The sequence below is a fragment of the Rhodococcus sp. NPDC059968 genome (assembly GCF_042738615.1).
Lineage (GTDB): Bacteria > Actinomycetota > Actinomycetes > Mycobacteriales > Mycobacteriaceae > Rhodococcus_F.
Genome location: NZ_JBHWUE010000139.1, coordinates 1 through 20,558, shown reverse-complemented (window position 1 = coordinate 20,558; position 20,558 = coordinate 1). Strand labels below are relative to the sequence as shown.

Annotated in this window: 19 protein-coding genes and 1 pseudogene; 11 read left to right on the top strand and 9 right to left on the bottom strand. The window is 65.4% G+C overall.

The features are described from left to right. The first annotated feature begins 359 nt into the window (after nucleotides 1-359). From ACFWAY_RS48670 to ACFWAY_RS48660, 3 genes are all read left to right on the top strand, one after another. Entirely contained in the window at nucleotides 360-1,331 is a 972-nt protein-coding gene (locus ACFWAY_RS48670; RefSeq protein ID WP_378515801.1) for a PDR/VanB family oxidoreductase, read from the top strand. An 80-nt stretch (nucleotides 1,332-1,411) separates the two neighbouring features. Further along, a complete protein-coding gene (locus tag ACFWAY_RS48665) occupies nucleotides 1,412-2,734 on the top strand; it encodes a cytochrome P450 (protein WP_378457487.1) in 1,323 nt (440 codons plus the stop codon). Nucleotides 2,735-2,962: 228 nt separating this feature from the next. Continuing rightward, on the top strand, nucleotides 2,963-3,268 hold the full coding sequence (locus ACFWAY_RS48660) for an EthD family reductase (protein ID WP_378457488.1): 306 nt from the start codon (nucleotides 2,963-2,965) through the stop codon (nucleotides 3,266-3,268). Between the two features lie 229 nt (nucleotides 3,269-3,497). Here the strand turns inward: ACFWAY_RS48660 and hxlA are convergent, their stop codons facing one another. Beyond that, nucleotides 3,498-4,127, bottom strand: a complete 630-nt coding sequence (gene hxlA, locus ACFWAY_RS48655; protein ID WP_378457489.1) for a 3-hexulose-6-phosphate synthase — start codon at nucleotides 4,125-4,127, stop codon at nucleotides 3,498-3,500. A 48-nt stretch (nucleotides 4,128-4,175) separates the two neighbouring features. Continuing rightward, nucleotides 4,176-4,757 carry a 6-phospho-3-hexuloisomerase gene (gene hxlB, locus ACFWAY_RS48650; protein WP_378457490.1) on the bottom strand — a complete coding sequence of 194 codons (582 nt, stop codon included), beginning with the start codon at nucleotides 4,755-4,757 and terminating at the stop codon, nucleotides 4,176-4,178. A 190-nt stretch (nucleotides 4,758-4,947) separates the two neighbouring features. On the opposite strand from hxlB, the gene ACFWAY_RS48645 reads away from it, so the two are divergent. Beyond that, a complete protein-coding gene (locus ACFWAY_RS48645) occupies nucleotides 4,948-6,198 on the top strand; it encodes a LuxR C-terminal-related transcriptional regulator (RefSeq protein ID WP_378515802.1) in 1,251 nt (416 codons plus the stop codon). A gap of 73 nt (nucleotides 6,199-6,271) precedes the next feature. Here ACFWAY_RS48645 and ACFWAY_RS48640 read toward each other — a convergent pair whose 3' ends face one another. Continuing rightward, nucleotides 6,272-6,478 carry a hypothetical protein gene (locus ACFWAY_RS48640; protein WP_378457491.1) on the bottom strand — a complete coding sequence of 69 codons (207 nt, stop codon included), beginning with the start codon at nucleotides 6,476-6,478 and terminating at the stop codon, nucleotides 6,272-6,274. Beyond that, nucleotides 6,475-6,729, bottom strand: a complete 255-nt coding sequence (locus ACFWAY_RS48635; RefSeq protein WP_378457492.1) for a hypothetical protein — start codon at nucleotides 6,727-6,729, stop codon at nucleotides 6,475-6,477. The genes ACFWAY_RS48640 and ACFWAY_RS48635 overlap by 4 nt, the downstream gene beginning before the upstream one ends. A gap of 340 nt (nucleotides 6,730-7,069) precedes the next feature. Between ACFWAY_RS48635 and ACFWAY_RS48630 the strand changes: the two genes are divergently transcribed. Together ACFWAY_RS48630 and ACFWAY_RS48625 are read left to right on the top strand one after the other, a co-directional pair. Continuing rightward, entirely contained in the window at nucleotides 7,070-7,258 is a 189-nt protein-coding gene (locus ACFWAY_RS48630; protein ID WP_378457493.1) for a ChaB family protein, read from the top strand. 207 nt (nucleotides 7,259-7,465) lie between these two features. Next, nucleotides 7,466-7,894 carry a nitroreductase/quinone reductase family protein gene (locus tag ACFWAY_RS48625; RefSeq protein ID WP_378457494.1) on the top strand — a complete coding sequence of 143 codons (429 nt, stop codon included), beginning with the start codon at nucleotides 7,466-7,468 and terminating at the stop codon, nucleotides 7,892-7,894. 37 nt (nucleotides 7,895-7,931) lie between these two features. Here ACFWAY_RS48625 and ACFWAY_RS48620 read toward each other — a convergent pair whose 3' ends face one another. From ACFWAY_RS48620 to ACFWAY_RS48600, 5 genes are all read right to left on the bottom strand, one after another. Then, nucleotides 7,932-8,717: a TetR/AcrR family transcriptional regulator gene (locus ACFWAY_RS48620; RefSeq protein ID WP_378457495.1), complete on the bottom strand. Its 786-nt coding sequence runs from the start codon at nucleotides 8,715-8,717 to the stop codon at nucleotides 7,932-7,934. Between the two features lie 38 nt (nucleotides 8,718-8,755). After that, nucleotides 8,756-10,339: an FAD-dependent monooxygenase gene (locus ACFWAY_RS48615; RefSeq protein WP_378515800.1), complete on the bottom strand. Its 1,584-nt coding sequence runs from the start codon at nucleotides 10,337-10,339 to the stop codon at nucleotides 8,756-8,758. Nucleotides 10,340-10,509: 170 nt separating this feature from the next. Beyond that, nucleotides 10,510-12,207 (bottom strand): (2,3-dihydroxybenzoyl)adenylate synthase, encoded by a 1,698-nt coding sequence (locus tag ACFWAY_RS48610; RefSeq protein ID WP_378515799.1) that lies wholly within the window; start codon nucleotides 12,205-12,207, stop codon nucleotides 10,510-10,512. Between the two features lie 43 nt (nucleotides 12,208-12,250). After that, entirely contained in the window at nucleotides 12,251-14,575 is a 2,325-nt protein-coding gene (locus tag ACFWAY_RS48605; protein WP_378515798.1) for a hydantoinase B/oxoprolinase family protein, read from the bottom strand. An 11-nt stretch (nucleotides 14,576-14,586) separates the two neighbouring features. Then, nucleotides 14,587-16,689 (bottom strand): hydantoinase/oxoprolinase family protein, encoded by a 2,103-nt coding sequence (locus ACFWAY_RS48600; protein ID WP_378515797.1) that lies wholly within the window; start codon nucleotides 16,687-16,689, stop codon nucleotides 14,587-14,589. A gap of 257 nt (nucleotides 16,690-16,946) precedes the next feature. Here ACFWAY_RS48600 and ACFWAY_RS48595 point away from each other — a divergent pair, with 257 nt between their 5' ends. The 5 genes and pseudogenes from ACFWAY_RS48595 to ACFWAY_RS48575 all read left to right on the top strand — a co-directional run. Next, a complete protein-coding gene (locus ACFWAY_RS48595; RefSeq protein WP_378515796.1) occupies nucleotides 16,947-17,705 on the top strand; it encodes a maleate cis-trans isomerase in 759 nt (252 codons plus the stop codon). 23 nt (nucleotides 17,706-17,728) lie between these two features. Continuing rightward, a complete protein-coding gene (locus tag ACFWAY_RS48590; protein WP_378457501.1) occupies nucleotides 17,729-18,379 on the top strand; it encodes a VOC family protein in 651 nt (216 codons plus the stop codon). Next, entirely contained in the window at nucleotides 18,376-18,621 is a 246-nt protein-coding gene (locus tag ACFWAY_RS48585; RefSeq protein ID WP_378457502.1) for a hypothetical protein, read from the top strand. The genes ACFWAY_RS48590 and ACFWAY_RS48585 overlap by 4 nt, the downstream gene beginning before the upstream one ends. Beyond that, a complete protein-coding gene (locus ACFWAY_RS48580; protein ID WP_378515795.1) occupies nucleotides 18,618-19,853 on the top strand; it encodes an alpha/beta hydrolase in 1,236 nt (411 codons plus the stop codon). The genes ACFWAY_RS48585 and ACFWAY_RS48580 overlap by 4 nt, the downstream gene beginning before the upstream one ends. Nucleotides 19,854-19,973: 120 nt before the next feature. Continuing rightward, a pseudogene (locus ACFWAY_RS48575) lies at nucleotides 19,974-20,558 on the top strand (IS1380 family transposase); the annotation flags it as partial.

The following is a 20,558-nucleotide window of genomic DNA, read 5'->3' as shown; positions in this document are numbered from 1 at the left end:
ATTTGCCCCCCGCCAGGCGTCGTGCGGGGCCTTCCCGCAGACAACCTGACCCAAATCGAAATCCCACCCCGAGGACCGCGCCCCGCGCGGGCAGCGGACATCGGGGTTCCGGCCCGCGTCGATCTGCGTAGATGGTCATCACATTGGACGAGACCGCCACCGCGCCATCAACTCCGGCGCGCATCGCTGTCGCTGCGTGGACAGTCCGCGGCGCTGAGGGGATAGATATGGCACACGCAACTTCGTACCTTCGTAAGTGAGGCCGAACACAACTGGTATCGGTAGTGACCGCCTCCGTCCCTGAACTGAAAGTCGCTCTGTTAGAGGCTTTTCCCGCTTCCCAAGCCATGGAGGCTCTTATGTCCACCGTCGCATCCGATTCGACGCCAGTTCTGCACTTGATCGTGGACGAGGTCCGCCGTGAATGTGACGACGTGCTCACGCTGAGTTTGATCGATAGCGCTGGAGACGACCTTCCCGAATGGGAAGCAGGCGCGCACATCGACATTCACCTGCCCGGCGACATGGTCAGGCAGTATTCGCTGCACAGCGACCCCGGTGATCGATCTCGTTACGAGGTCGCAATTCTGCGCGATCCGAACAGCCGGGGTGGATCGCAATACATCCACGACGAGATCAACAAGGGTGCAGCGCTCACCACATCGCATCCGCGGAACAATTTTCCACTCGAGTCCGCCGAGGAGTATCTGTTCATCGCCGGCGGTATCGGTATCACGCCGATACTTCCGATGATGGGAGCCGCCACTTCACAGCAACGCCCACATCGGCTGATCTACGCCGGCCGGTCCCGCACGAATATGGCCTTCGCCGACCAACTCGGCGATCAGGACAATGTTCAGTTGTGCGTGTCCGGCGAAGGCGCCCGCATGAACGTCGACGACCTTCTCGGAGCGCACCTCGGTCCCGGAGTGCACATTTACAGCTGCGGACCGCAACGCCTCCTCGACGCGGTCACTGCCCGCTGTGCTGAGCTCGGCATGGCGAAACAGCTTCATGTCGAACACTTCTCCGGAACCGCTGTCGTGCTCGACCCCGACGCCGAAGTGGCTTTCGAAGTCGAACTCACGAGGTCGGGCAAGACTCTGACCGTCGCACCCGACCAGACCATCCTCGACGCCGTCCTCGCCTGTGGCATCAAGGCGCCGAACAGTTGCGCCGAAGGTGTCTGCGGCTCCTGTGAGACAACGGTCTTCGAGGGCGAAGTCGACCATCGCGATCAGATCCTCGACGAGGACGAGCAGGCCGAAAGCGACGTAATGATGATCTGCTGCTCACGCGCCCGTTCCGGACGCCTCGTCCTCGATCTCTGACGAGACACACAGGATAAACGTTCGTTGGTTCGTCGCAGCCCGGCGTGCCACCACACCCGTCCACTCATAGGAGAATCGACATGACTGAAACCACCTCCGCGCCGCATGGTTCGGCAACGTCGCCGGGCAAGTGCCCGGTGAGCCGGTTCGCGGCGGAGTTCAATCCGTTCGACGAGAAATACCTGCAGGATCCGTACGCCGTATTCACCCGCGCCCGCAACGAGGAACCGGTCTTCTACAGCCCCGAGATCGGGTACTGGGTGGTGAGCCGATATGAAGATGTCGTCGCCATCTTCAGGGACACCGGGTCGTACAGTGCCACCGCCGCCGGTGAGCTGATCAAACCGCCCTGCCCGGCCGCGATGGAGAAACTCGCAGCCGTCGACTTCGTGCCCTCGACGATGCTCGTCGACGAGGACGCGCCGCTGCACACGAAGCGGCGCCGCGTGCTGCGCAAGGGCGTCACCGATGACAGGGTTGCCGAGATCGAACCGATAACCCGCCGCTTCGTCGGCGACTGCCTCGACGCGATGGTCAAGACCGGCAATGCAGACATGGTCGCGGACATGACATTCCAGGTACCGGCCCTGACGGCGTTCGTGCTGATGGGGGTGCCGGAGGCAGAGGTCGAACGCGCCCGCGGCTACGCGTCCCGCTTCGCGCTGTGGATCTGGGGGCGCCCGACCGACGAGCAGCAGGTGGAGTTGGCGGGCGAGTTCGCCGCCTACCTCGAGTACGCCCGCGAACACGTCGAGCGGTTGATCGAGAATCCCGGCGACGACTACATGAGCAATGCGATCAAGGCATGGCAGAAGGCCGGTAACGACGAGGTTTGGGACAAGACGTACCTTGCCTCGATCATGCAGAGCCACCTCTACGCCTCCCATGAGACCACGACGAACGCGACCGCGAACGGTTTCAAGGTGCTGCTCGAGCACCGTGATCAGTGGGAGTTGCTCTGCAACAATCCCTCGCTCATTCCGAACGCCGTCGAGGAGATCCTGCGCTTTGCGTCCTCGGTTCCGGCCTGGCGGCGAGTGACCACCTGCCCGGTGACGATCGGTGGCTTCGACATCGCCGCCGGTGAACGTATCCTCGTGCTCACCGGATCCGCCAATCACGACGACGCCAGGTTCGACGACGGCGACCGTTTCGATATCACCCGCGAGAACGCCGACGAGCATGTGGCGTTCGGATGGGGTATCCACCTCTGCCTGGGGCAGGCTCTGGCCCGGATGGAGATGCGAGTGATGCTCGAGGAGGCTACGAAGCGGCTTCCGCACCTGAATCTGGTGGAGGGTCAGGAGTGGACATACTCGCCGAACACGTCCTTCCGCGGTCCTGAGCGCCTGCTGGTCCAGTGGGATCCTGCTCGGAACCCGGTGCCCGAGGATCGACCGTGACCGAGCAGGATGTGTCCCTCTGGGGCCCTGTTCACGGTGAAAATCCTGGCCGCAGACCAGGCGGACACCGCCCGGCATTTCGCGGGCGGACGACGATGTCGCCACCGCAACCAAACCCGAACTCCTCCTCGATGTTCGAACCAACCCGGACGGGATGCGCGACGGCGCACCACGACTTCGCCCTCGATCCTGTCCAACCCTGACCACTGTCACGAGAAAGGGAGCACAATGCACACCCTGATGGTCCTCTACGGCCGACCTGCCAACCCCGACGCCTTCCGCACGTATTACCAGGACACCCACCTGCCGATTGCGCGCAAGCTCCCCGGCGTCCGCGCGATCCGCCACACGGTAGACATTGCGGCAGCCGAGGGAGCCACACCGTTCGTCGCGATCTTCGAGGCGGATTTCGATTCCGCAGACGAGATGTTTGCGGCTCTCGCGTCCCCTGAGGGTGCGGCCGCTAAGGGTGATGTACCCAACTTCGCCACCGGGGGAGTGCAGATCCTTCACTTCGAACCGACCGCCACGTAACCAGCCACAACCATTCACGGGGTTCTCCGCCATCTATTGCCGGCGGAGAACCCCATTCGATTGTCTGCACCGGGACCGGAATGTGGGCGCATCCCGTGTTTGCGGGCCCTTCTTCGCCGCAAGTGAAATCGACTGGTCAGTGGGACGTCACTCAGCCGAACTGCGGGGGTGCAAAACGGAAGGCCCTGAACTGGTGGTGTTCAGGGCCTTCACTGTCAGCGATGGTGTGCTACTTGGTGAGAGCTTCCTTGAGCGCCTTCGCGGCCGCGGCGGGGTCCTCGGCGCTGTAGATGGCGCCACCGGCGACGGCGACGTCGGCACCGGCGTCACGGACTGCGGCGATGGTGTCGACCTTCACGCCGCCGGCGATCGAGAACGGGACACCGGCGATCTTGCCGTCGTCGAGGAGGGTCTGGATGGAGTAGCCGGGCTGGGCCTGCTCGTCGAGGCCGGCGTGGATCTCGACGAACGCGACACCGAGCTTGGCGATCTCGCGGGCGCGCTCGACGCGGTTCTCGACGCCGATCAGGTCGGCGACGACCTTCTTGCCGTGCTTCTTGCCTGCCTCGACGGCACCCTTGATGGTGGCATCGCCGGCGGCGCCGAGGACGGTGACCAGGTCCGCGCCGGCAGAGAAGGCCAGGTCGGCCTCGAGGAAGCCGGCGTCGGCGGTCTTGAGGTCGGCGAAGACCTCCTTGTCCGGGTGCGCGGCCTTGATCGCGCTGATGGCGCTGAGGCCGGCGCTCTTGATCAGCGGGGTGCCGAGTTCGATGATGTCGACGTACGGGGCCACCTTGTTGGTCAGGGCCAGCGCGTCGGCGGTGGTGAGAAGGTCGACTGCAACCTGCAGCTTCGTCATGTGTTTCTCCTGGTTATTTATCTTCGGGGGTTTAGCGGGTGTGTCGGGTCAGCCGATGTTGGCGTGGCGTTCCCACAGCCGCTCGGCGGTCTGATCGACGCTGTGCCACAACGCCTGGAACAGTGCGTCGAAGGCGAGGAGCACGGACTGTTCGAACAGGCTGCCCGCGTACTGGCGGGTGATGGCTGCGCTGTGGTCCTGCTTGTCGGCCGCCGGCAGGACCAGGACCTCGTCGGCGCGCCGGGCGAGCGGCGAGTCCGAGGCAGTGGTGACCGCCAGCACCGAGGCGCCCACCTTGTTCGCGGTGTCGGCGGCGCCGACCACCGAGGCGGTGGTGCCGGACCCGGAGACGGCGATCAGCAGATCGCCGCCGCCGATGGCGGGGGCGGTGACCTCGCCCGCCACGTGCACGCGCAGGCCGAGGTGCATCAGTCGCATCGCGGCCATCTGAACGGCCAGGCCACTGCGCCCGTTGCCGATCACGAACACCGCGCGAGCGGACGTGATCAGGGCGCCGGCGCGGTCCCACGTCTCGGCGGCAACGGAATTGAGTAGACGCTCGTTCTCGTCGAGCACGATGCGGCGCCCGTCACTGAACCGTGTGCGTGTCTGTTCGACGGTGACGGTCATGGTCCTCCTCGGTGATAGCCGTTCTGGTCTGATCCCAAGGCTGCCGACCCCGGTGCGCTGCGGCACCCGGCCGGTCGGGGAGTTCGGGCTGGCCGGTTGGCCAGTGCCTTCTCGCGGCTACCGGCCATACTGTGGATGCGTGGTAAGCGCGGAGGACTCTGTTCGGTTGCAGGTCGACGCCTGGGTGGAGATGCGGAAGGTGATCACGGGACCGCTCCCGGACATCGCAACCCGCTTCTCCCGGTTCCTGGGCCAATGGTGGTCGCACGATGCCCTGGTGATCTTCACCCGTGAATGCACCGGACGCCCCCGAAAAGTTGCCGGAAACCGTGAGATCGTCGACCGGGTGACCATCGACGAACTCGACGAGATCAAACAATCCATCGAACCCGGTGGCGTCTTCGCCGGAATCCGTTCACTGGGAGGTGGACGCCGCCGAGTCTGGGCGGTCCGCGACTCCGGCGACACCCTGCTCGTCCTGGTCCCGCGACCATCTCAGACGGGCGCACCCGACTCCGATGAGGTCGCGGCGATGTTCGGGATCGTCGCGACCTCCATCCAGCAACAGGTGGCACAGGCCAGCCCCGACTACCTCGCCGAGTCACGGGCCGCGTCGAGTGAACGCGCCCGCACCATCGCCGAACTGACGGAGGTGCACGAGGCGACCCTGTCGTCGATCCTCGGAACCCTGCGCTCGAACGACCTCGACGATCGGCGGTCGCGCATCACGGCGAGCGAGACGGCATCGGCCGCACTGATCGCGCTGCGGTCGGCGGGTGCCGCCGATCGTGCCCTGTCCGAGGAAGCGGTCACCACGGCATTCGCCAGGCTGCAGGGCGAACTAAGACCTCTCTTGCGGCCTCGGGAGGTCGAAGTCGACTATGTCGACCCGCCGGCCGACGGCCGTCCGCTCCCCGGCGAGGTTGCGCACGCGGCGCGAGCGATGGTCCGCGCCATCGTGCTGGCCTTCACCGCCCAACCGGTGCTGACCCGAATGCGGATCGCGTGGGACTGCGACGGTGACAACGTGCTGATCGAGGTTCGCGACCAGGGGCCCGGCGCCATCGACCGCAACGCGCTGACCCGGCAACTGGCCGGACGCCTGCACACCTTGCGCGGCCGGATCGACGTCGAGTCCATCGCCGGATGGGGGAGTCGGGTGACGCTGACCATCCCGTTGGACCCGCCCGCCGCCCGTCCCGACGAGCATCTTCTGTCCACGCTGAATCCCCGCGAGCTCGAAGTCCTCGCGCACCTCGCGGTCGGCAAACGCAACCGCGCCATCGCCGAGGAACTCGGTATCAGTCAGAGCACGATCAAGTTTCACGTCGCCGGCGTTCTCAAGAAACTCGACGTCGCCAACCGGGGGGAGGCGGGCGCAATCGGAATACGAGCCGGAATCGCGCCCGGCGATGCATATTCCGCGCCCGGCACCAGCTAGAGCGCCGAACTCCGATCAGCGAAGAGCCGATCCAGGGAAGGGCTTCGGCCACGGACTGGTCAGCAGACGGCTGTCACATGCTGTCGAAGATGCGTTGTTCGGGGACGCCGGCGTTCTGTGCTGCGGTAACGGCGTCGAGGAGATCGTCGGTGAGCTGCTCGAAGGTGGCGGATCGGACCCGTTCGGGGGGTCGGTCGCTCGGGTGGGTGGTCAGGAAGCTGTGCAGCATGGCGCAGGTGTCGCGTACGTGCTCGAGCGCCTGGCGTTGGTCGTTGTTCATCGACGGTCCGGCTGATGGCCGACGCTCGGCGTCGGTGTTTCGTGCGGGGCCCTGGGCGGACAGGCGTGGTCGACCGCCCTCAGCAGGTCGTGCGTGAGTCGTTTGTAGGTGGTGAGCCACCGGTGGTCGACGGGTTCGTCGCGTAGATACGCCGTCAGGGCGGCAGTGTTGTCGCCGGTATCCAACCATCGGCGTAGGTCGGTGGTGCGATCCTGGACGTGCTGTAACAATGTGTGTGGCGAAACGGGCATCGAGTCTCCTCCGGTGCGGACTTCCCTTCGGCGAGAATGAATTTGGCGTTGCTGCATGTTTCTCGAGGTCATTGTGACCCATACCGGTGCCCGGTGCCAGGTGTTTCCCGGGTCTGCGCCGTCGCAGGCCACCGTGGAGACTGCTTCGATGCGTGTGATTGTGGGTAGCGGGTTCGCTGCGTAGTCGTTGCCCGCGGGCGCATAGGTGCCGGCGGTGCCGAGCCCGGGCCGTCCCGTGGCCGGCATAGGAAAACCCGGTCAACCCGGTACCGCCGCGGTGGTACCGGGCGGACAATCGAGTGGTACGACATCACGGCCACGACCGAGAAGGAGTGGAGCGGTGAACCGAACCGAGCTCCCACAGACACTGCGGCGATCGTCGAAGGAGGTGCAGGAGGCCTTCGCGACGGCCCATGAGATGGCTGTTCGGCGGTACGGCGAGGGCGAGGAGGCCCAACGAGCGGCGTATGGGGAGCTCAAACAGAGTTTCGAGCTCGTAACCGACCACTGGGTGCCCAAGCAGGATTGATTCTGTCGGTCTGGATACGGCCGATCGAGGGGTCAACAGAAACCCATCGGGGCCTGGTGGGCGACTGACGCCTGCATTGCATGGCCTTGGATTGTAGGTGCCGCAATGGTCGCCGTCGTAGTCAGCACGGGAGATAGTGCGACACGAGACGACAACGTCGACCGGAAATGCCGCCCGTTTCCGCGCCGGGCTAGGAGAATTCCCAGGATGAGCACCCCCAACGACTGGAACGCGAACATCATTGCCGAATTCCGGGCAAATCAGGGCCGAGTGGGTGGCCCATTCGAGGGCGCCCCGGTGGTGCTGGTTCACCACCGGGGCCGTAAGACCGGACGCGATCGCGTGAGCCCGATGATGTATCTACTCGATGAGCAAGATCCGGACACGATCTACGTCTTCGCTTCCAAGGCCGGTGCCCCGACCAATCCCGACTGGTACTACAACCTCGTCACCGCAGGCGAAGCAGAGATCGAACGTGGCACCGAGCAGTACGCGGTGACCGTCGTCGAGGTGACCGGTGACCATCGGGATCGGATCTACGCCGAGCAGGGGAGCCGGTATCCCGGCTTTGCCGAGTACGCGGAGAAGACTGCAGGCATCCGGACGATCCCTGTGCTGGCGCTGCGCCGCGGGTGAGATCCGTCGAGATCAGGGCCGTTGCTGCCGAGCGCGGTCAGTCGGGGTGTGGTGATTCGTCGAGCAGCCGTTCGAGGTAGTTCAGGTCCTGGCGGATCATGGCGATCGCTCGTGCGGGACCTTCCGGGGTTGCCGACTGTGGGTCCTGATGGACCAACGAGCGCACTGCCATGTCCGCGAGTTGAGTGGCGATCACTCGGTCGTCGTCGGCGTTTCCCGGCTGATGCCACCAGGCGATCCAGTTGAGCATGCCGATGACGGCCAGAGCTGCGGTTCGCGGGTCGACCGGTCGCATCTCGCCGGTGCGGATACCGTCTTCGATGGCGTGGATGAATTCCTTGAGCACGTGTCGTCGGCTCTGCTCGTAGTTGCGTGAGATGTCTTCGGGTAGTTCGGCTTCCGATCGGATGATCAACCGGAATCGATCTGGAGCCTGCGCCTGATGTAGTGCGATGGCGGTGGCCATCTCGCGGAGCTTTTCTGTCGGACCCAGATCGGTGCGCTCGTTGATGGTATGTAGCAACGCGGCCGGTGTCTCGGTGCTCTCGCTGACCAGGCGGGAGAGGAGCTCGTCCTTGTTGGCCACGTAGTGATAGAGGGCCGGCCGTGTCAGACCGGTTGCGTCGGCGATGTCCTGCAGCGTGGTGCTCGCGAACCCTCGTTCGGCAAACAGTCGAGTGGCTTGCTCGATGATCTGCTTTTCCACCAGCTCACGGCGAGGGTTGCTGCGGATGCCCGCGCTCTCGGTCGCAGCCTGATCGGTGGAACGGGATTTGCCCCGGCCTCGGGGTCGGCGCTCGTTCGCGGCCTCCTCGCTTGTCATGTCCGAAGGATAACGGGCGCTGGTCACGGGTCGCGTACTCATGCCGAGACCCGTGACCCCGAAAGCGTCGGATCAGCGTCCGATGTCGCCGGATCACTGAAGAACGCGAGGTGCATGCGCACGCTGGCCAAACCTGCCGCAACATCCGCGCGGCAGGAAGTGGGGGCCTCGACGACGACGACTGCGTCTGTGTGGTGCCCGAGACGTTCGGCGAAATCGAGTCGGCTGAGCAGCGAAGAGCGGGTGGATGGGCCGGTGAGCCAGAGAGTTTGCGCGGTTGGTGCGGTCTCGATGAGTGCGGTGGCCTCCGGGCCCCAGGCGGAGTCGAAGTCGATGCCGAGCACTGTTGTGGTGGTGGCGTCACGCAGGTCCGCCGGTGCGACCCGGTGCTCGAATCGGCACTCACCGTGGTCGAGTGGTTGCCCGATTGTCCAGTCCGTGATGTCTGTGTCGGGGATCGCGTCGGCCGGAAGGTCCGCGTAGCTCGCCAGGCCCTTCCGCACGAGCGTGGGCGCGGTGTCGTGGAATCGGCTGAGACTGACCTTTCCGGCGCGGGTCATGTAGGCGATCAGCAGCTGTTCGACCGGTAGGTTCATCCTCTGTGGGAAGGACTCCCACCAGAGTTCGCTGCGGTGCGCGATGTGCTGGAGGTATTCGACGGCGGGGCGGCGAGTTCGTTCGTAGTGCGCGAGCGCTTCCTCGATGTTCGGGGAGGTGGTGAGTGCGTGGTCGAGCGCGATGGCGTCTTCCATGGCGAGCTTGGTGCCCGAGCCGATGGAGTAGTGCGCGGTGTGGGCGGCGTCGCCGAGTAGTACGACATTGCCGCTGTGCCAGTGCCCACACGAGATGGTTCGAAAGCGCATCCAGCGGGTGCGGTTGCCGATCAGCGGGTGGTGCTGAAGCGTGTCGGCGAACGCTTCTTGCAGGTACCTCAGTGACGTTTCGTCGCTGTCGAGCGGCGCTGTCTGCTCGGTGGATACGTCGAATCCTGCCCGCCGCCAGGTCTCCTCGTCGGTTTCGATGAGGAAGGTGCTGCGGTCCGGCGCGTACGGGTAAGCGTGCGCGACGAACGTGCCGTACTCGGTGGTGACCGGTACGAAAATTGCACTCGGAAGAGCGAAATCGGTTCCGCACCAGAGGTACAGGCCGGTGCCGGTATCGATATGTGGATCGAAGCGGTCTGCGAACTGTGTGCGTGTCCCGCTGTTGATGCCGTCGGCCGCGATGATCAGGTCCGCGTCGAGGTCGGCGATGTCTCGGCGTTCGCCGAAATGCAGTCGGACGCCGGCCTGTCGGGCTTCCTGTTGCAGTACTTCGAGCAGGGATGTGCGCGCGATCGCGAGGAGGTCGCCGTTCGGTAGGCGGGCGATGTGCTCGCCGACCTGCATCGACATGTCGTGCGGGTGTGCCGCGGCAACGATGGCGTCGAGCGACGCCGAATCGGCCTCGCGAAGATTGCGTTGTGTGCGGGACGCGAGGCCGACGCCGAATCCGAATGTTTTGTCCGGGGCGCTCTGTTCGTACACCGTCACCTCGGCGTCCGGATGGCTGAGTTTGAGCAGTCTTGCGGCATAGAGACCGCCGGGTCCACCTCCGAGAACTGTGACTCGCGCGAGATTCATGGCAAAACTCCAGTCTGTGTGACGTTTAAGTCGAGTATTCTACGTTCATGTCGAACAGTCAATGTGATGCTGATTCGCATCTGTGGAATCCAGGTATCCTCTTCGGGGCATGCCCGTGTGGACCTGCCCCGAAGGTGTTGATATAGAACGGAACCGGTTGACGGGTGGTTCTACACGACCACGCCGCGTGCGTCGCCTTCGGCGAGCAGCTTCGCCGCTATCTCGGCACGCAACCGCTTCTTGTCGATCTTGTTCACAGTGGTGTGTGGCAAGGACGCCACCCATTCGAGCCGTTCGGGCCACTTGAACTTGGCGACGCCGAGCAGAGCTAGATGCTCTTGAATGGCCTCCATCGACACCGGCTCTTCGTCGGTGGCCACCAGATATGCGCAGGTCTTCTCCCCGAGTCGGGGATCGGGCATGGCGACTACCGCCGCGTTGGCGATGTGAGGGTGCTCGAGCAGGAGTAGTTCGAGTTCCTCCGCGTTGATCTTCTCCCCGCCCCTGTTGATGAGGTCCTTGATTCGGCCCTCGATCGACAGGTACCGCGTGCCGTCGATGACGGTGAATGCGGCAAGGTCACCGGTGCGGTAGAAGCCGTCGGAGGTGAAGGCATCCACGTTGTGCTCTGGGGCATCGAAGTAGCCGGGGATCGTGTACGGGCCGCGGCAGCACAGTTCTCCGACGCCGCCGTCCGGGAGTTCGTTCTCGGTCCCCGGCTCGAGGATGCGAATTTCGTCGTCGGACACGATCGGGGTTCCGACGGTCGTCAGGCGAGCGTGCGTGGGGGAATCGAGCGGGGTCACCGTGAGCAGCCCTTCGGACATGCCGAACAGCTGGCCGGCCCAATGCCCCGCACCGTCATCGACGCGTTCGAACAGTTCGGGTGGAACCTTGGCGCCCGACAGCACGACACGCCTGAGAAATGCGCGGGCCTTGTCGAAGTCCGGGGTCAGAACTGCCTGATAGTGGCCGTGCCCGATGAGGACTTCGGTCGCCTCCGTCCGTGCCATCAACTCGAACGCCCTGGGAGCGTCAGCGGTGGCCAGGACCAGGCAGGCGCCGACGGAGTGCGCCGCGTGCAGCCCGCACGAGATTCCGGCGTTGTGAATGATCGGTATCAGGTGTGCCACGCGACTGTGTTCGTCCCAGCCGAGCCGCTGTGCGTAGAACAGGGCGTTGTTCCAGTATTCGGCATGGATGCGCGGAATGACCTTGGGAACACCGGTGGTACCACCGGAAAGCTGGAACGCGACGACGTCGAGTGGATCGGTCTGCGCCTCGATCTGTTCGACCATCGCACGCGCTGCACCGGGATCGGTCTCGAGACCGAGGTCTTCCAGCCGGCTCACGCCTGGCCGGTTGTTGCCCGCCTCGTCGCCGACACTGATGATGTGCCGGACACTGGGATGCCCGGCGGCGTGTTCGCGTGCAAACTCGACGAGATCGAATCCCGCGGTGTGGGCCTCGACGATGTGCACCACCGCACCGACTTTCCGGCTGACGTGCCCGATCTCGTGCATGCGGTGCGCGGCCAGGGTAGCGATGGGGACCAGCCCGGCTTTGAGGCAGCCGTACCAGGCAAGGACGGTCTCCAGGCGATTGGTCAGCTGGAAGATGACCGGATCGAGTCGGCTGAGCCCGAGTCGGACCAGCCCGGCCGCGATCTGGTCGGTCCGACGATCCAGTTCGGCGAAGGTCACCGAGCCCTCCGCGCTGATCACCGCAATTCGATCCGGGAACCGGGTAGCGATGTGGTGTAGTCGCCGCCCGGTAGGATCGTCGCTCCACATCAAGCTTTCGCGGTAGTGCCTGGCCCGGTCCTCGGGGAACGTGATGAGGCGTCCGCCCCAATTCGAGAAGGTCACCGCCGTCCCCCTGGTTCCAGTGTCGTCACGGGTTCTGCGGACATCATCGCTCCGCTACCGCGGGAAGGAGACGCGCCATGTCGAGGGCGTGATCGGGGTGATCGGCGGGGACGATGCCGGAGTAGATGGCGGTCCAGCAGCCGGGGCAGCACAGCTGCCGGAACACGACGGGGGCGTCGACGTACTCGCGTGGATCTGAGGTCACCTGTGGTCCAGCGGTCGAGGAGGGACCTTCGAACCGGGCGAGGTCGAGTGTGGCGTTGTTCTTGTCGTCTCCGAGAAGACGTCCGCATTGGGCGCAGGCGATCGCGCGGGTGCCTCCGATCGTGACTTCTGCCAGGTTGTCGTCGAGTCTGCGAGCGCCGGTCAGGTCGAGCACAGGGGCGTCGGATCGCGTAGCCCCGGAGCGGTCTCGGCGCTCCGTGCGCATCTCGTCCCGCCGATCCGACGTCCGGATCTCATCGGCGTCTCCGCCGGAGAGGACGACTCCGTAGACGGTCTCGGCACCGTTTTCGGTGACCTTGCCTTCGCGGAAGTCGGCTGCCACGGCGGCCGGGTCGCGCAGCAACGGATCACCGTAGCCGCCGCCGCCCTGCCAGTGCATGTACAGCACCTCACCGGGTGCCACGTAGCTCTCGGCGTAGCAGGCTCCGAGCTCACGCTCGCCGCCGAGATCGTTCAGGGCGTCGGGGATACGGCCGGCAGCGAACTGTTCGACGATGTCGGTGCCGCGGGCGAGGACCTCGACGCCGGTGTTACCGGGGTATCCGCCTGCGAGACCGTTGTTCTGGGCGATGGCCTTGCCCGCCGACGCGAGTACCAGGCCCATCGGCAGGCTGGTGCCGTAAGGGGTGATGGCGATGGAGGCGCTGACACCACCGCGCTGGCGTCCGGGTCCGCCGGAGTCGGGTTCCTCGCGGCGCCACAGCGTGAGCAGCGGGTAGAGGAATTCGGTCATCTCGGTGTCCGGGATGCGCCCCATCGGGATGCAGAAGAGGCCACCGGTGTCCATGCCGTCGGCGGTGGGGCGTGCCCCGTAGCCGCCGGCCATCGGCTCCATCATGATGTTGAGGAACGGCACCGACTGTTCGGGGCGCTCGTCGAGGCCGGCGATCACGGCGGTATCCCACGTGCCGCAGCATGCGGCCTGCACACTCGTGCCGAGATCGACCGACCGGTCGAGCATCTGCGACAGGCATTCGGCAATCAGGGTGCCCGTGAGCCAGGCGGGTCCGATCGGCCCGCGGCTGACCGCTGCGGGGAAGGTGGCATTGTTGATCGTGCCTTCTTCGGAGACCAGATCGAAGCAGCGCATCAGTCCACCGGCAGACCAGGGGATATCCCCGGCGAGGATCGGAAGCAGGGCGAGCATGACGCCGCCGCGCATCCCGGCGTAGGTGCAGTTGATGACGCCGGTCTGTGGGTCGGTGCCGGTGAAGTCGAAGGTGAGGTGATCGGCGGTCTTGGTCATGGCCACGGTGATCTTGTGGATTCCCCGATCGCCGGTGTGTGACTGATCCTGGTAGCCGGTGGCCTTCCAGGTGCCGTCGGGCAGCGAGGTGAGCTTGCCCCGCAGGCGTCCTTCGGCGTCGGCCATCATCCGCTTCATCACGGCTTTGACGGTGTCGGCGCCGTACTGCTCGATCACTGCGAGCAGTCGGTTGCGGCCGACGGTGTTGGCGCCGATCTTCGCGCGCAGATCGAGTCCGACGAGCATCGGCACCCGCGAGCGCCGCACCCAGGCGTCGGAGACATCGCGTTGCAGTTCGTAGTCGCGGACCACCTTGATGGGGGGCGTCGGCAGCGACTCGGAGAACACGTCCTGGGCGGCGGGGTCGAACGAACCGAGCCCGGATCCGCCGAGGTCGGGTTCGTGGCAGATGGCGCTCGTCCAGGCGAAGAGCTTGCCCTCGTGGAAGATTGGTTGGTACACGATCACGTCGCTCTGGTGCAGTCCGCCGCCGACCCAGGGGTCGTTGCACAGGAACATGTCGCCCTCGGTGATGCCCGGGTTCGTCGCGCGGTGCTGGAGGGTCCAGTAGATGGCGAGGTCGACGGCACCGACGAGCATGGTGTTGTACAGGCCGACCTGCACTTCCTGGCCGATTTCGTCGCTGATCGCGAAGTCGAAGTCGTTGGCGTCGGTGACGATGGGGGAGCCGGACATCCGTTTGAGCGCTTCCCCCATTTCGTCGGTGACCGACCACAGCCGGTGTCGGATGACTTCGTAGGTCAGTGGGTCGAGGTTGTCGATCTGCTCCTGGGTGACGGTGTGGACTTCCAGCGTCGGTGGCAGCGATCGAGCGAGTGCGTCGGGGTCGATCGGTCGGCTCGAGAAGATTTCGGAGCCGGGGATTTGCATGGTCATCTTCGGTGCTCCTACTGGGCGACGATGGTGAGATTGCCGAGGCGGTCGACGGTGCCGGTGGTGTCGTGGGGAACGACGACAGTGGTCGTGGGTACTTCGATGATTGCCGGCCCGTGCAGGACGTGTCCGGCGAGCAGTTTGCTGTAGTCGTAGACGTCGGTGTCGACGTAGCCGATCCTGCCGTTCAGGCACACTTTTCGGGTTCCGACATGTGCCGGTGAGGGATCGGCGGAATCCGCGGACTTGACCTCTGGCAGCGTAGGGGAGAACGGCAGAAGGCCGGTGGCCCGTACGCGGTAGGTGATGGCCTGGATTCCGGCCTCACGGAAGCCGCTGTCTTTTCCGTAGAGTTCGGCGTACCGCTGCTCGAAGAGGTCCGACGCGGCGTGGATACCGGCGGCGTCGAGGCTGCCGGCAGGCACCGCCGTCGCTACCTCCGCGAGTTGCATGGTGTAGCGCATGTCGATCTCACGTTCGATCTCCACTCCGGTGAATGTCAACCCCTGCCGGTTGAGTTGCTCGAGAACCTGGGACTCGAGTTGGGCGAAGTTGCGCTCGGCCCGGGCAGGATCGAGCGGCATGGCGGCCGGGTCGGACAGTTCAGCGGCGAGGACGATGTTGGACGAGGCCAATCCGTAAGCGGAGAACGCCGAGGCCACCTGGCCGAGCGGGACGATGACTTCCTTGACGCCGACCTCTCGGGCGTAGGCGGCGCAGTGGGCTGGGCCGGCACCGCCGAACGCGTAGAGCACGAACTCGCGGGGGTCGTGTCCCGCCTCGACTACGGTCTTGCGCAGTAGGTCACCGGTCTGGGCGTTCTGTACCGCGTAGATGGCCGCGGCCGCGTCTTCGATCGACAGCCCGAGGGGTTCGGCGATCTTGGTGCGGATCGCTTCCCGCGCGAGGTCCCTGTCCAGCGGCTTACGCCCGCCGAGGAGCCCGCGTTCGGGCAGGATCCCGAGAACCAGGTTCGCGTCGGCGTTGGTTGGTTCGGTTCCGCCCTGTCCGTAGCAGGCCGGACCGGGTACGGCCTGGGCGCTGTGGGGGCCGATCTGCAGATTGCCGCCGGGATCGACCCAGGCGATGGCTCCGCCGCCGGATCCGATGGCGTGCACCTCGAGGGTGGGGACATTGATCGGGTGGTGGTTGATGATCGTGCTGGACGCCCGGACGGGCTCACCGTCGACGACGAGACCGACGAGGAAGGTGGTGCCGCCCACGTCGGTGGCAATGATGTTGCCGTGGCCGAGTTGCTTGCCGAGGGACACCGCACCCACTACGCCACCTGTCAGCACCGATCCGACGGTGCTGATCGCGTTCTTCGGTGCCTCGGCGGCGGCGACGGCGCCGCCGTTGCTCTGCATCACCAACAGGGGTCCGGCGAGTTTGCGTTCCCGCAGCTTCGACTCCAGCGACCCGAGGTAGTCGCGCAGCCCGGGCCCGATCTGAGTGCTCATGATGGTGGTCGCGTTGCGGGCGAACTCGCGGATGCGTGGGCTCACCTCACTCGACAGTGAGACGAACACCGTCGGGTCGATCTCGTGGACGATGTCGCGGATGCGTTGTTCGTGCGCCGGGTTGCGGAACGACCACAGCAGTGAGACCGCGATCGCGGTGATTCCGTCGGCGAGGAGTGTGCAAATGGCCGCACGAGCGGATTCTTCGTCGAGTGCGACGACGACGTTGCCGTCGCGGTCGAGTCGTTCGGTCACTTCCAGAGCATGCTTCTTCGGTATCAGTCCGTGTGATTTGCTCTGCCCCATGACATTTTGCAGTTGTTCCGGCGAGCCACCCAGGTATCGACCCTCGACGTTCATGATGTAGATGGAGTCGCGGTGGCCCTTGGTGGTCAGGAATCCGACCGGGGGCACGTTGCCCATGACGAGCGCGTTGAGCGACGACGTGGTGCCGTGCGCGATGTGGTGGGTGTTCGCCAGCATTTGCTCGATGGGGCAGCCCAATTGCTCGGCGAGTGCCTCGAGGACATCGATCACGCCGCGGGAGTAGTCCGGCGGCGTCGAGGGGGCCTTCGCAGCGAGAACAGTGCCGGCATCGTCGTCCAAAACCGCGTCTGTGAACGTGCCACCGACGTCCACTCCGATCACATATGCCATTGGTGCTGCGCTCCTTTGTGCCTGGGGGGAATTCTGAGGGCGGTGTGAGGTCATCCTCGAACACTCCTTACGTCTGTGTCGAGTATTCGACGTGAATGATGACATGTCAAGGGGCGACTGTGAGCGCCGTCACGAACGCAAGGGAATCGCGGCGAACTCATGGTTCGGCACCGGGGGTCTTGACGAATCATCATCGGCGTCGAATACTCGCCGTAGGCGTAAATCTACGTCCGACTCCACATCAGAAAGGCCACATCATGGGCATTCATCGCATCGGGCTCGTCGTACCGAGTTCGAATGTGACGGTCGAGACGGAAATGCCGGCACTGCTCAACCGGCATGCGGACGCACAGTTCTCGTTTCACGCGAGTCGGATGCGGATGCAGTCCGTGTCCCCGGAACAGCTACGGGCGATGAACGCACAACGGGAGCGTTGCATCCTCGAACTCGGTGATGCCGGGGTCGACGCCATCCTCTACGCGTGTCTTGTCGCCCTGATGTCGGTGGGGCCCGGAGAACATCAGCGGGTGGAGGGGCTGATTGCGGAGCAACTGGCCACCGGCGGTTCGGAAGCGGCGATCCGTTCGAGCGCGGGCGCACTCGTCGAAGCCCTCCACGCCATCCATGCCGAACGGATCGTCCTGGTCACCCCCTACATGCGTCCCCTCGCCGAGCAGGTCGTCGCCTACATCGAGGCCGAAGGAATTCAGGTATCGGACTGGCGAGCCCTCGAGGTTGCAGACAACGCGGAGGTCGGCTGCATCCCCGGCCACCGGGTCATGGACGCCGCCCGATCGCTCGACCGCACCGGAGCCGACGCGCTGGTGATCTCCGCGTGCGTGCAGATGCCCTCACTCGACCTCGTCCAAGTGGCCGAAGACGAGTTCGGGCTACCCGTCCTCTCGGCCGCCACCGCCGGCGCCTACAGCCTGCTGCGCGCGCTCGACCTTCCGGTCCACATCCCCGGAGCCGGTGGCCTGCTGCGCGCCGACGCCCCGGCCGCCGCCCTTCAGTAGCGCCGAACCCATTGGAGTCCACCATGTCTGAACTGAAACACACGGTCAAGGGCGTCGACCACGTCGCCTACCCGACATTCGATCCCGCAGGCACCGTCAAGTTCTACCGCGACGTTCTCGGGTTCCCGGTCGTGCACTCGATCTGCGCGGCCGGCTGGGGCCCGGAAAAGCACCCCGACTTCATCCACTTCTTCTTCGATATCGGCAACGACGACCGATTGGCCTTCTTCTACTATTTCGGCCTCGAACCGTTCGACGGCGGCCCGCAGGGCGACTCGTACTCCCGCTTCGCCGAGGACGTACCCATCTTCTTCATCCGCTCCCGCCATCTGGCCATCCACGTAGACAGTGAAGACGACCTGATGGAATACCGGCGACGCTTGGACCACAGCACGTGGCCGGTGGAGATGCAGATCCAGCACGAGACGATCGAGTCGATCTACACCCACGACCCCAACGGCTACATGATCGAAATTACCCGGGCGCTGCGCCCGGTCACCCCGCAGGAAGACCTCGACGCCAGCCTCACCATCGACGCCCTCGTCGACGTCGTGACGGGCCCGGACCCCAGCATGGCCGCGCTGCTCACCCGCAAAGCCGAACTGATCACCGAACGGGCAGCGGCCTGGCAGCACGAACAGCAGCAGGAAGCGAAGGAGATGGCGGCCCGATGACCACACTATTCGTCCTCGACGTCCCCGAGAACACGGCCGTTGCCGAGGTGGCCGGTCGCGACCCGGCGGTCTCCGTCGACCACGTCGGACCCTACTTCCGGATCCGGTCGGACTCCGACATCGTCATCGATCGCCGCGCCACCGGCTGCCGTCACGCGGTCTGGTACAGCAGCGTCGCCGGATTGGCGCAGTCCCGAATCACGCAGTGGGACAAGAACGCCATGCGAGTCGAGCCGAAATGAGCGAGAGCACCCAGCGGCTGGGCGCCGGACGGTATATCGACGCCGCCCAGGCCCCCGATACCACCGTCACATCGGTACACGAACTCGCCACCGCCGACGGAGCGAAGGTCTCCGGTGTCCTGCGGGTAGTCCCCGGAGCGCAGACCGTCGTCGCGCTGATGCACCCGCGCCAGGATCTGACCCACCACGTGCTGGTGCCCGAACTGCTCGCCCGCGGGTACGCGGTGTGGACGCAGGGCACCCGATCGGTCAACAATGACATCGTCCTCGTGCACGAGCAGGCCCTGCTCGATGCCGCGGCCGGGCAAGTCTTTCTGCGGGAGAAGGGTTTCGACCACGTCGTCACCCTCGGCCACTCCGGAGGCGGGACTCTCTACGCCTTTTACCACCAGCAAGCCGGTTTGCCATCGGGGGAGCGGTTGACTCATACTCCCGCAGGCCGAGCCATCGACCTGGCCGGGGCCGAGATGCCCCGGCCCGACGCGGCGATATTCATGGCGCCGCACCCCGGTCAAGGTGCACTCCTGCTGCGGCTGATCGACCCGTCGGTCGTCGACGAGTCCGACCCGCTCTCAACAGATCCGGACCTGAACCCGTTCGATCCCGCCAACGGATTCGCCGAGCCGCCCCACAGTTCGTCCTACCCTCCGGAATTCATCACCCGCTACCGCCAAGCGCAGCGCGACCGCGTCGCCCGCCTCGACGCCATCGCCCGGCGACGCGTCGACGAAGCTTCCGACGCGCGCCGCCGGTACAGGAGCACCGCCGATCCAGCGGATCGCCGCGCCGCCCTCGCGCCCCGCGTCCTCACCGTCTACCGCACCGACGCGGACCTACGTTTCACCGATCTATCGCTGAACCCGAACGAACGCCCCTACGGTTCACTGTTCGGCCGAAGGCCGGACCTGACCAACTACGGACTCGTCGGCTTCGGACGGCTCGCCACACCGGATGCCTGGTTGTCGACCTGGTCCGGGCTCAGCAGCAACGCCGACTTCCTGCGCTGCGCCCCCACGGTGACCACACCGACACTGTTCGTCGAACTCACCGGAGACCAAGCCTGCTTCCCCGACGACGCCAAGACGATGTGCGATGCACTCGGGGCGACGGACAAAACCCACATCCGCGTTGCCGGCACCCACTTCGGCGGCCCGATCCGCGACGGCGCACCCACCGGTGCCAGCCTCGCCGCCGCCGACATCGGCGCGTGGCTGGCAATCAGATTCCCTTAGCCTGGAAACACCGATTCGGATGAGCGCCTGAGAGTGTCATAAGGGCGAAATGCCCTGCCGTAGTGGAAGAATAAGACTTCTCTAGGGTCAGATTCAGCCACACAGAAGGACATCTCGCGGATGCAACTATCTCACACCCGGCCCGTCGCTGCCGCCAGGTTCGACGACCCGAATCTCGTGGCGACCGCCGGCCTGGTCCCGATGATGGCATTGGCCCAGGCCAGCGGCCTGCTCACCCTCGCCGATCAGCACCTGAGCGTGCCGACCGACAAAGGCGCCAACGCCGGCCGCAAGATCGGGTCCCTCGTCGGCGGGATGGTCGCCGGCGCCGACAGCATCGCCGACCTGGCGTTGCTTCGGCACGGGGCGATGGGCACGATCTTCGACCGCCCCTACGCCCCGTCGACGCTGGGATCGTTCCTCCGCGAGTTCACCTTCGGGCACGTCCGCCAGCTCGACGCCGTCGCCTCCCGATTCCTGCTCGGGCTCGCTGCTCGCACCCCGGTGGTGGCGGGGATCGACACCGGACGGGTGCTGGTCGATATCGACGACACGATCATCGAGGTCCACGGTCACGGCAAGCAGGGCTCCGGATACGGGTACTCCGGGGTCCGCGGGCTGAACGCGCTGCTCGCGACGGTCACCACCGACACCGCGGCGCCGGTGATCGTGGGGCAGCGGCTGCGCCGGGGTGCGTGCGGCTCC

What these genes read in the sequence shown, in the direction of transcription:
- ACFWAY_RS48670 (WP_378515801.1), top strand. Translation starts at nt 360, where the DNA reads ATGTCCACCGTCGCATCCGATTCGACGCCAGTTCTGCACTTGATCGTG.
- ACFWAY_RS48665 (WP_378457487.1), top strand. Translation starts at nt 1,412, where the DNA reads ATGACTGAAACCACCTCCGCGCCGCATGGTTCGGCAACGTCGCCGGGC.
- ACFWAY_RS48660 (WP_378457488.1), top strand. Translation starts at nt 2,963, where the DNA reads ATGCACACCCTGATGGTCCTCTACGGCCGACCTGCCAACCCCGACGCC.
- hxlA (WP_378457489.1), bottom strand. Translation starts at nt 4,127, where the DNA reads ATGACGAAGCTGCAGGTTGCAGTCGACCTTCTCACCACCGCCGACGCG.
- hxlB (WP_378457490.1), bottom strand. Translation starts at nt 4,757, where the DNA reads ATGACCGTCACCGTCGAACAGACACGCACACGGTTCAGTGACGGGCGC.
- ACFWAY_RS48645 (WP_378515802.1), top strand. Translation starts at nt 4,948, where the DNA reads ATGCGGAAGGTGATCACGGGACCGCTCCCGGACATCGCAACCCGCTTC.
- ACFWAY_RS48640 (WP_378457491.1), bottom strand. Translation starts at nt 6,478, where the DNA reads ATGAACAACGACCAACGCCAGGCGCTCGAGCACGTACGCGACACCTGC.
- ACFWAY_RS48635 (WP_378457492.1), bottom strand. Translation starts at nt 6,729, where the DNA reads ATGCCCGTTTCGCCACACACATTGTTACAGCACGTCCAGGATCGCACC.
- ACFWAY_RS48625 (WP_378457494.1), top strand. Translation starts at nt 7,466, where the DNA reads ATGAGCACCCCCAACGACTGGAACGCGAACATCATTGCCGAATTCCGG.
- ACFWAY_RS48620 (WP_378457495.1), bottom strand. Translation starts at nt 8,717, where the DNA reads ATGACAAGCGAGGAGGCCGCGAACGAGCGCCGACCCCGAGGCCGGGGC.
- ACFWAY_RS48615 (WP_378515800.1), bottom strand. Translation starts at nt 10,339, where the DNA reads ATGAATCTCGCGCGAGTCACAGTTCTCGGAGGTGGACCCGGCGGTCTC.
- ACFWAY_RS48605 (WP_378515798.1), bottom strand. Translation starts at nt 14,575, where the DNA reads ATGACCATGCAAATCCCCGGCTCCGAAATCTTCTCGAGCCGACCGATC.
- ACFWAY_RS48600 (WP_378515797.1), bottom strand. Translation starts at nt 16,689, where the DNA reads ATGGCATATGTGATCGGAGTGGACGTCGGTGGCACGTTCACAGACGCG.
- ACFWAY_RS48595 (WP_378515796.1), top strand. Translation starts at nt 16,947, where the DNA reads ATGGGCATTCATCGCATCGGGCTCGTCGTACCGAGTTCGAATGTGACG.
- ACFWAY_RS48590 (WP_378457501.1), top strand. Translation starts at nt 17,729, where the DNA reads ATGTCTGAACTGAAACACACGGTCAAGGGCGTCGACCACGTCGCCTAC.
- ACFWAY_RS48585 (WP_378457502.1), top strand. Translation starts at nt 18,376, where the DNA reads ATGACCACACTATTCGTCCTCGACGTCCCCGAGAACACGGCCGTTGCC.
- ACFWAY_RS48580 (WP_378515795.1), top strand. Translation starts at nt 18,618, where the DNA reads ATGAGCGAGAGCACCCAGCGGCTGGGCGCCGGACGGTATATCGACGCC.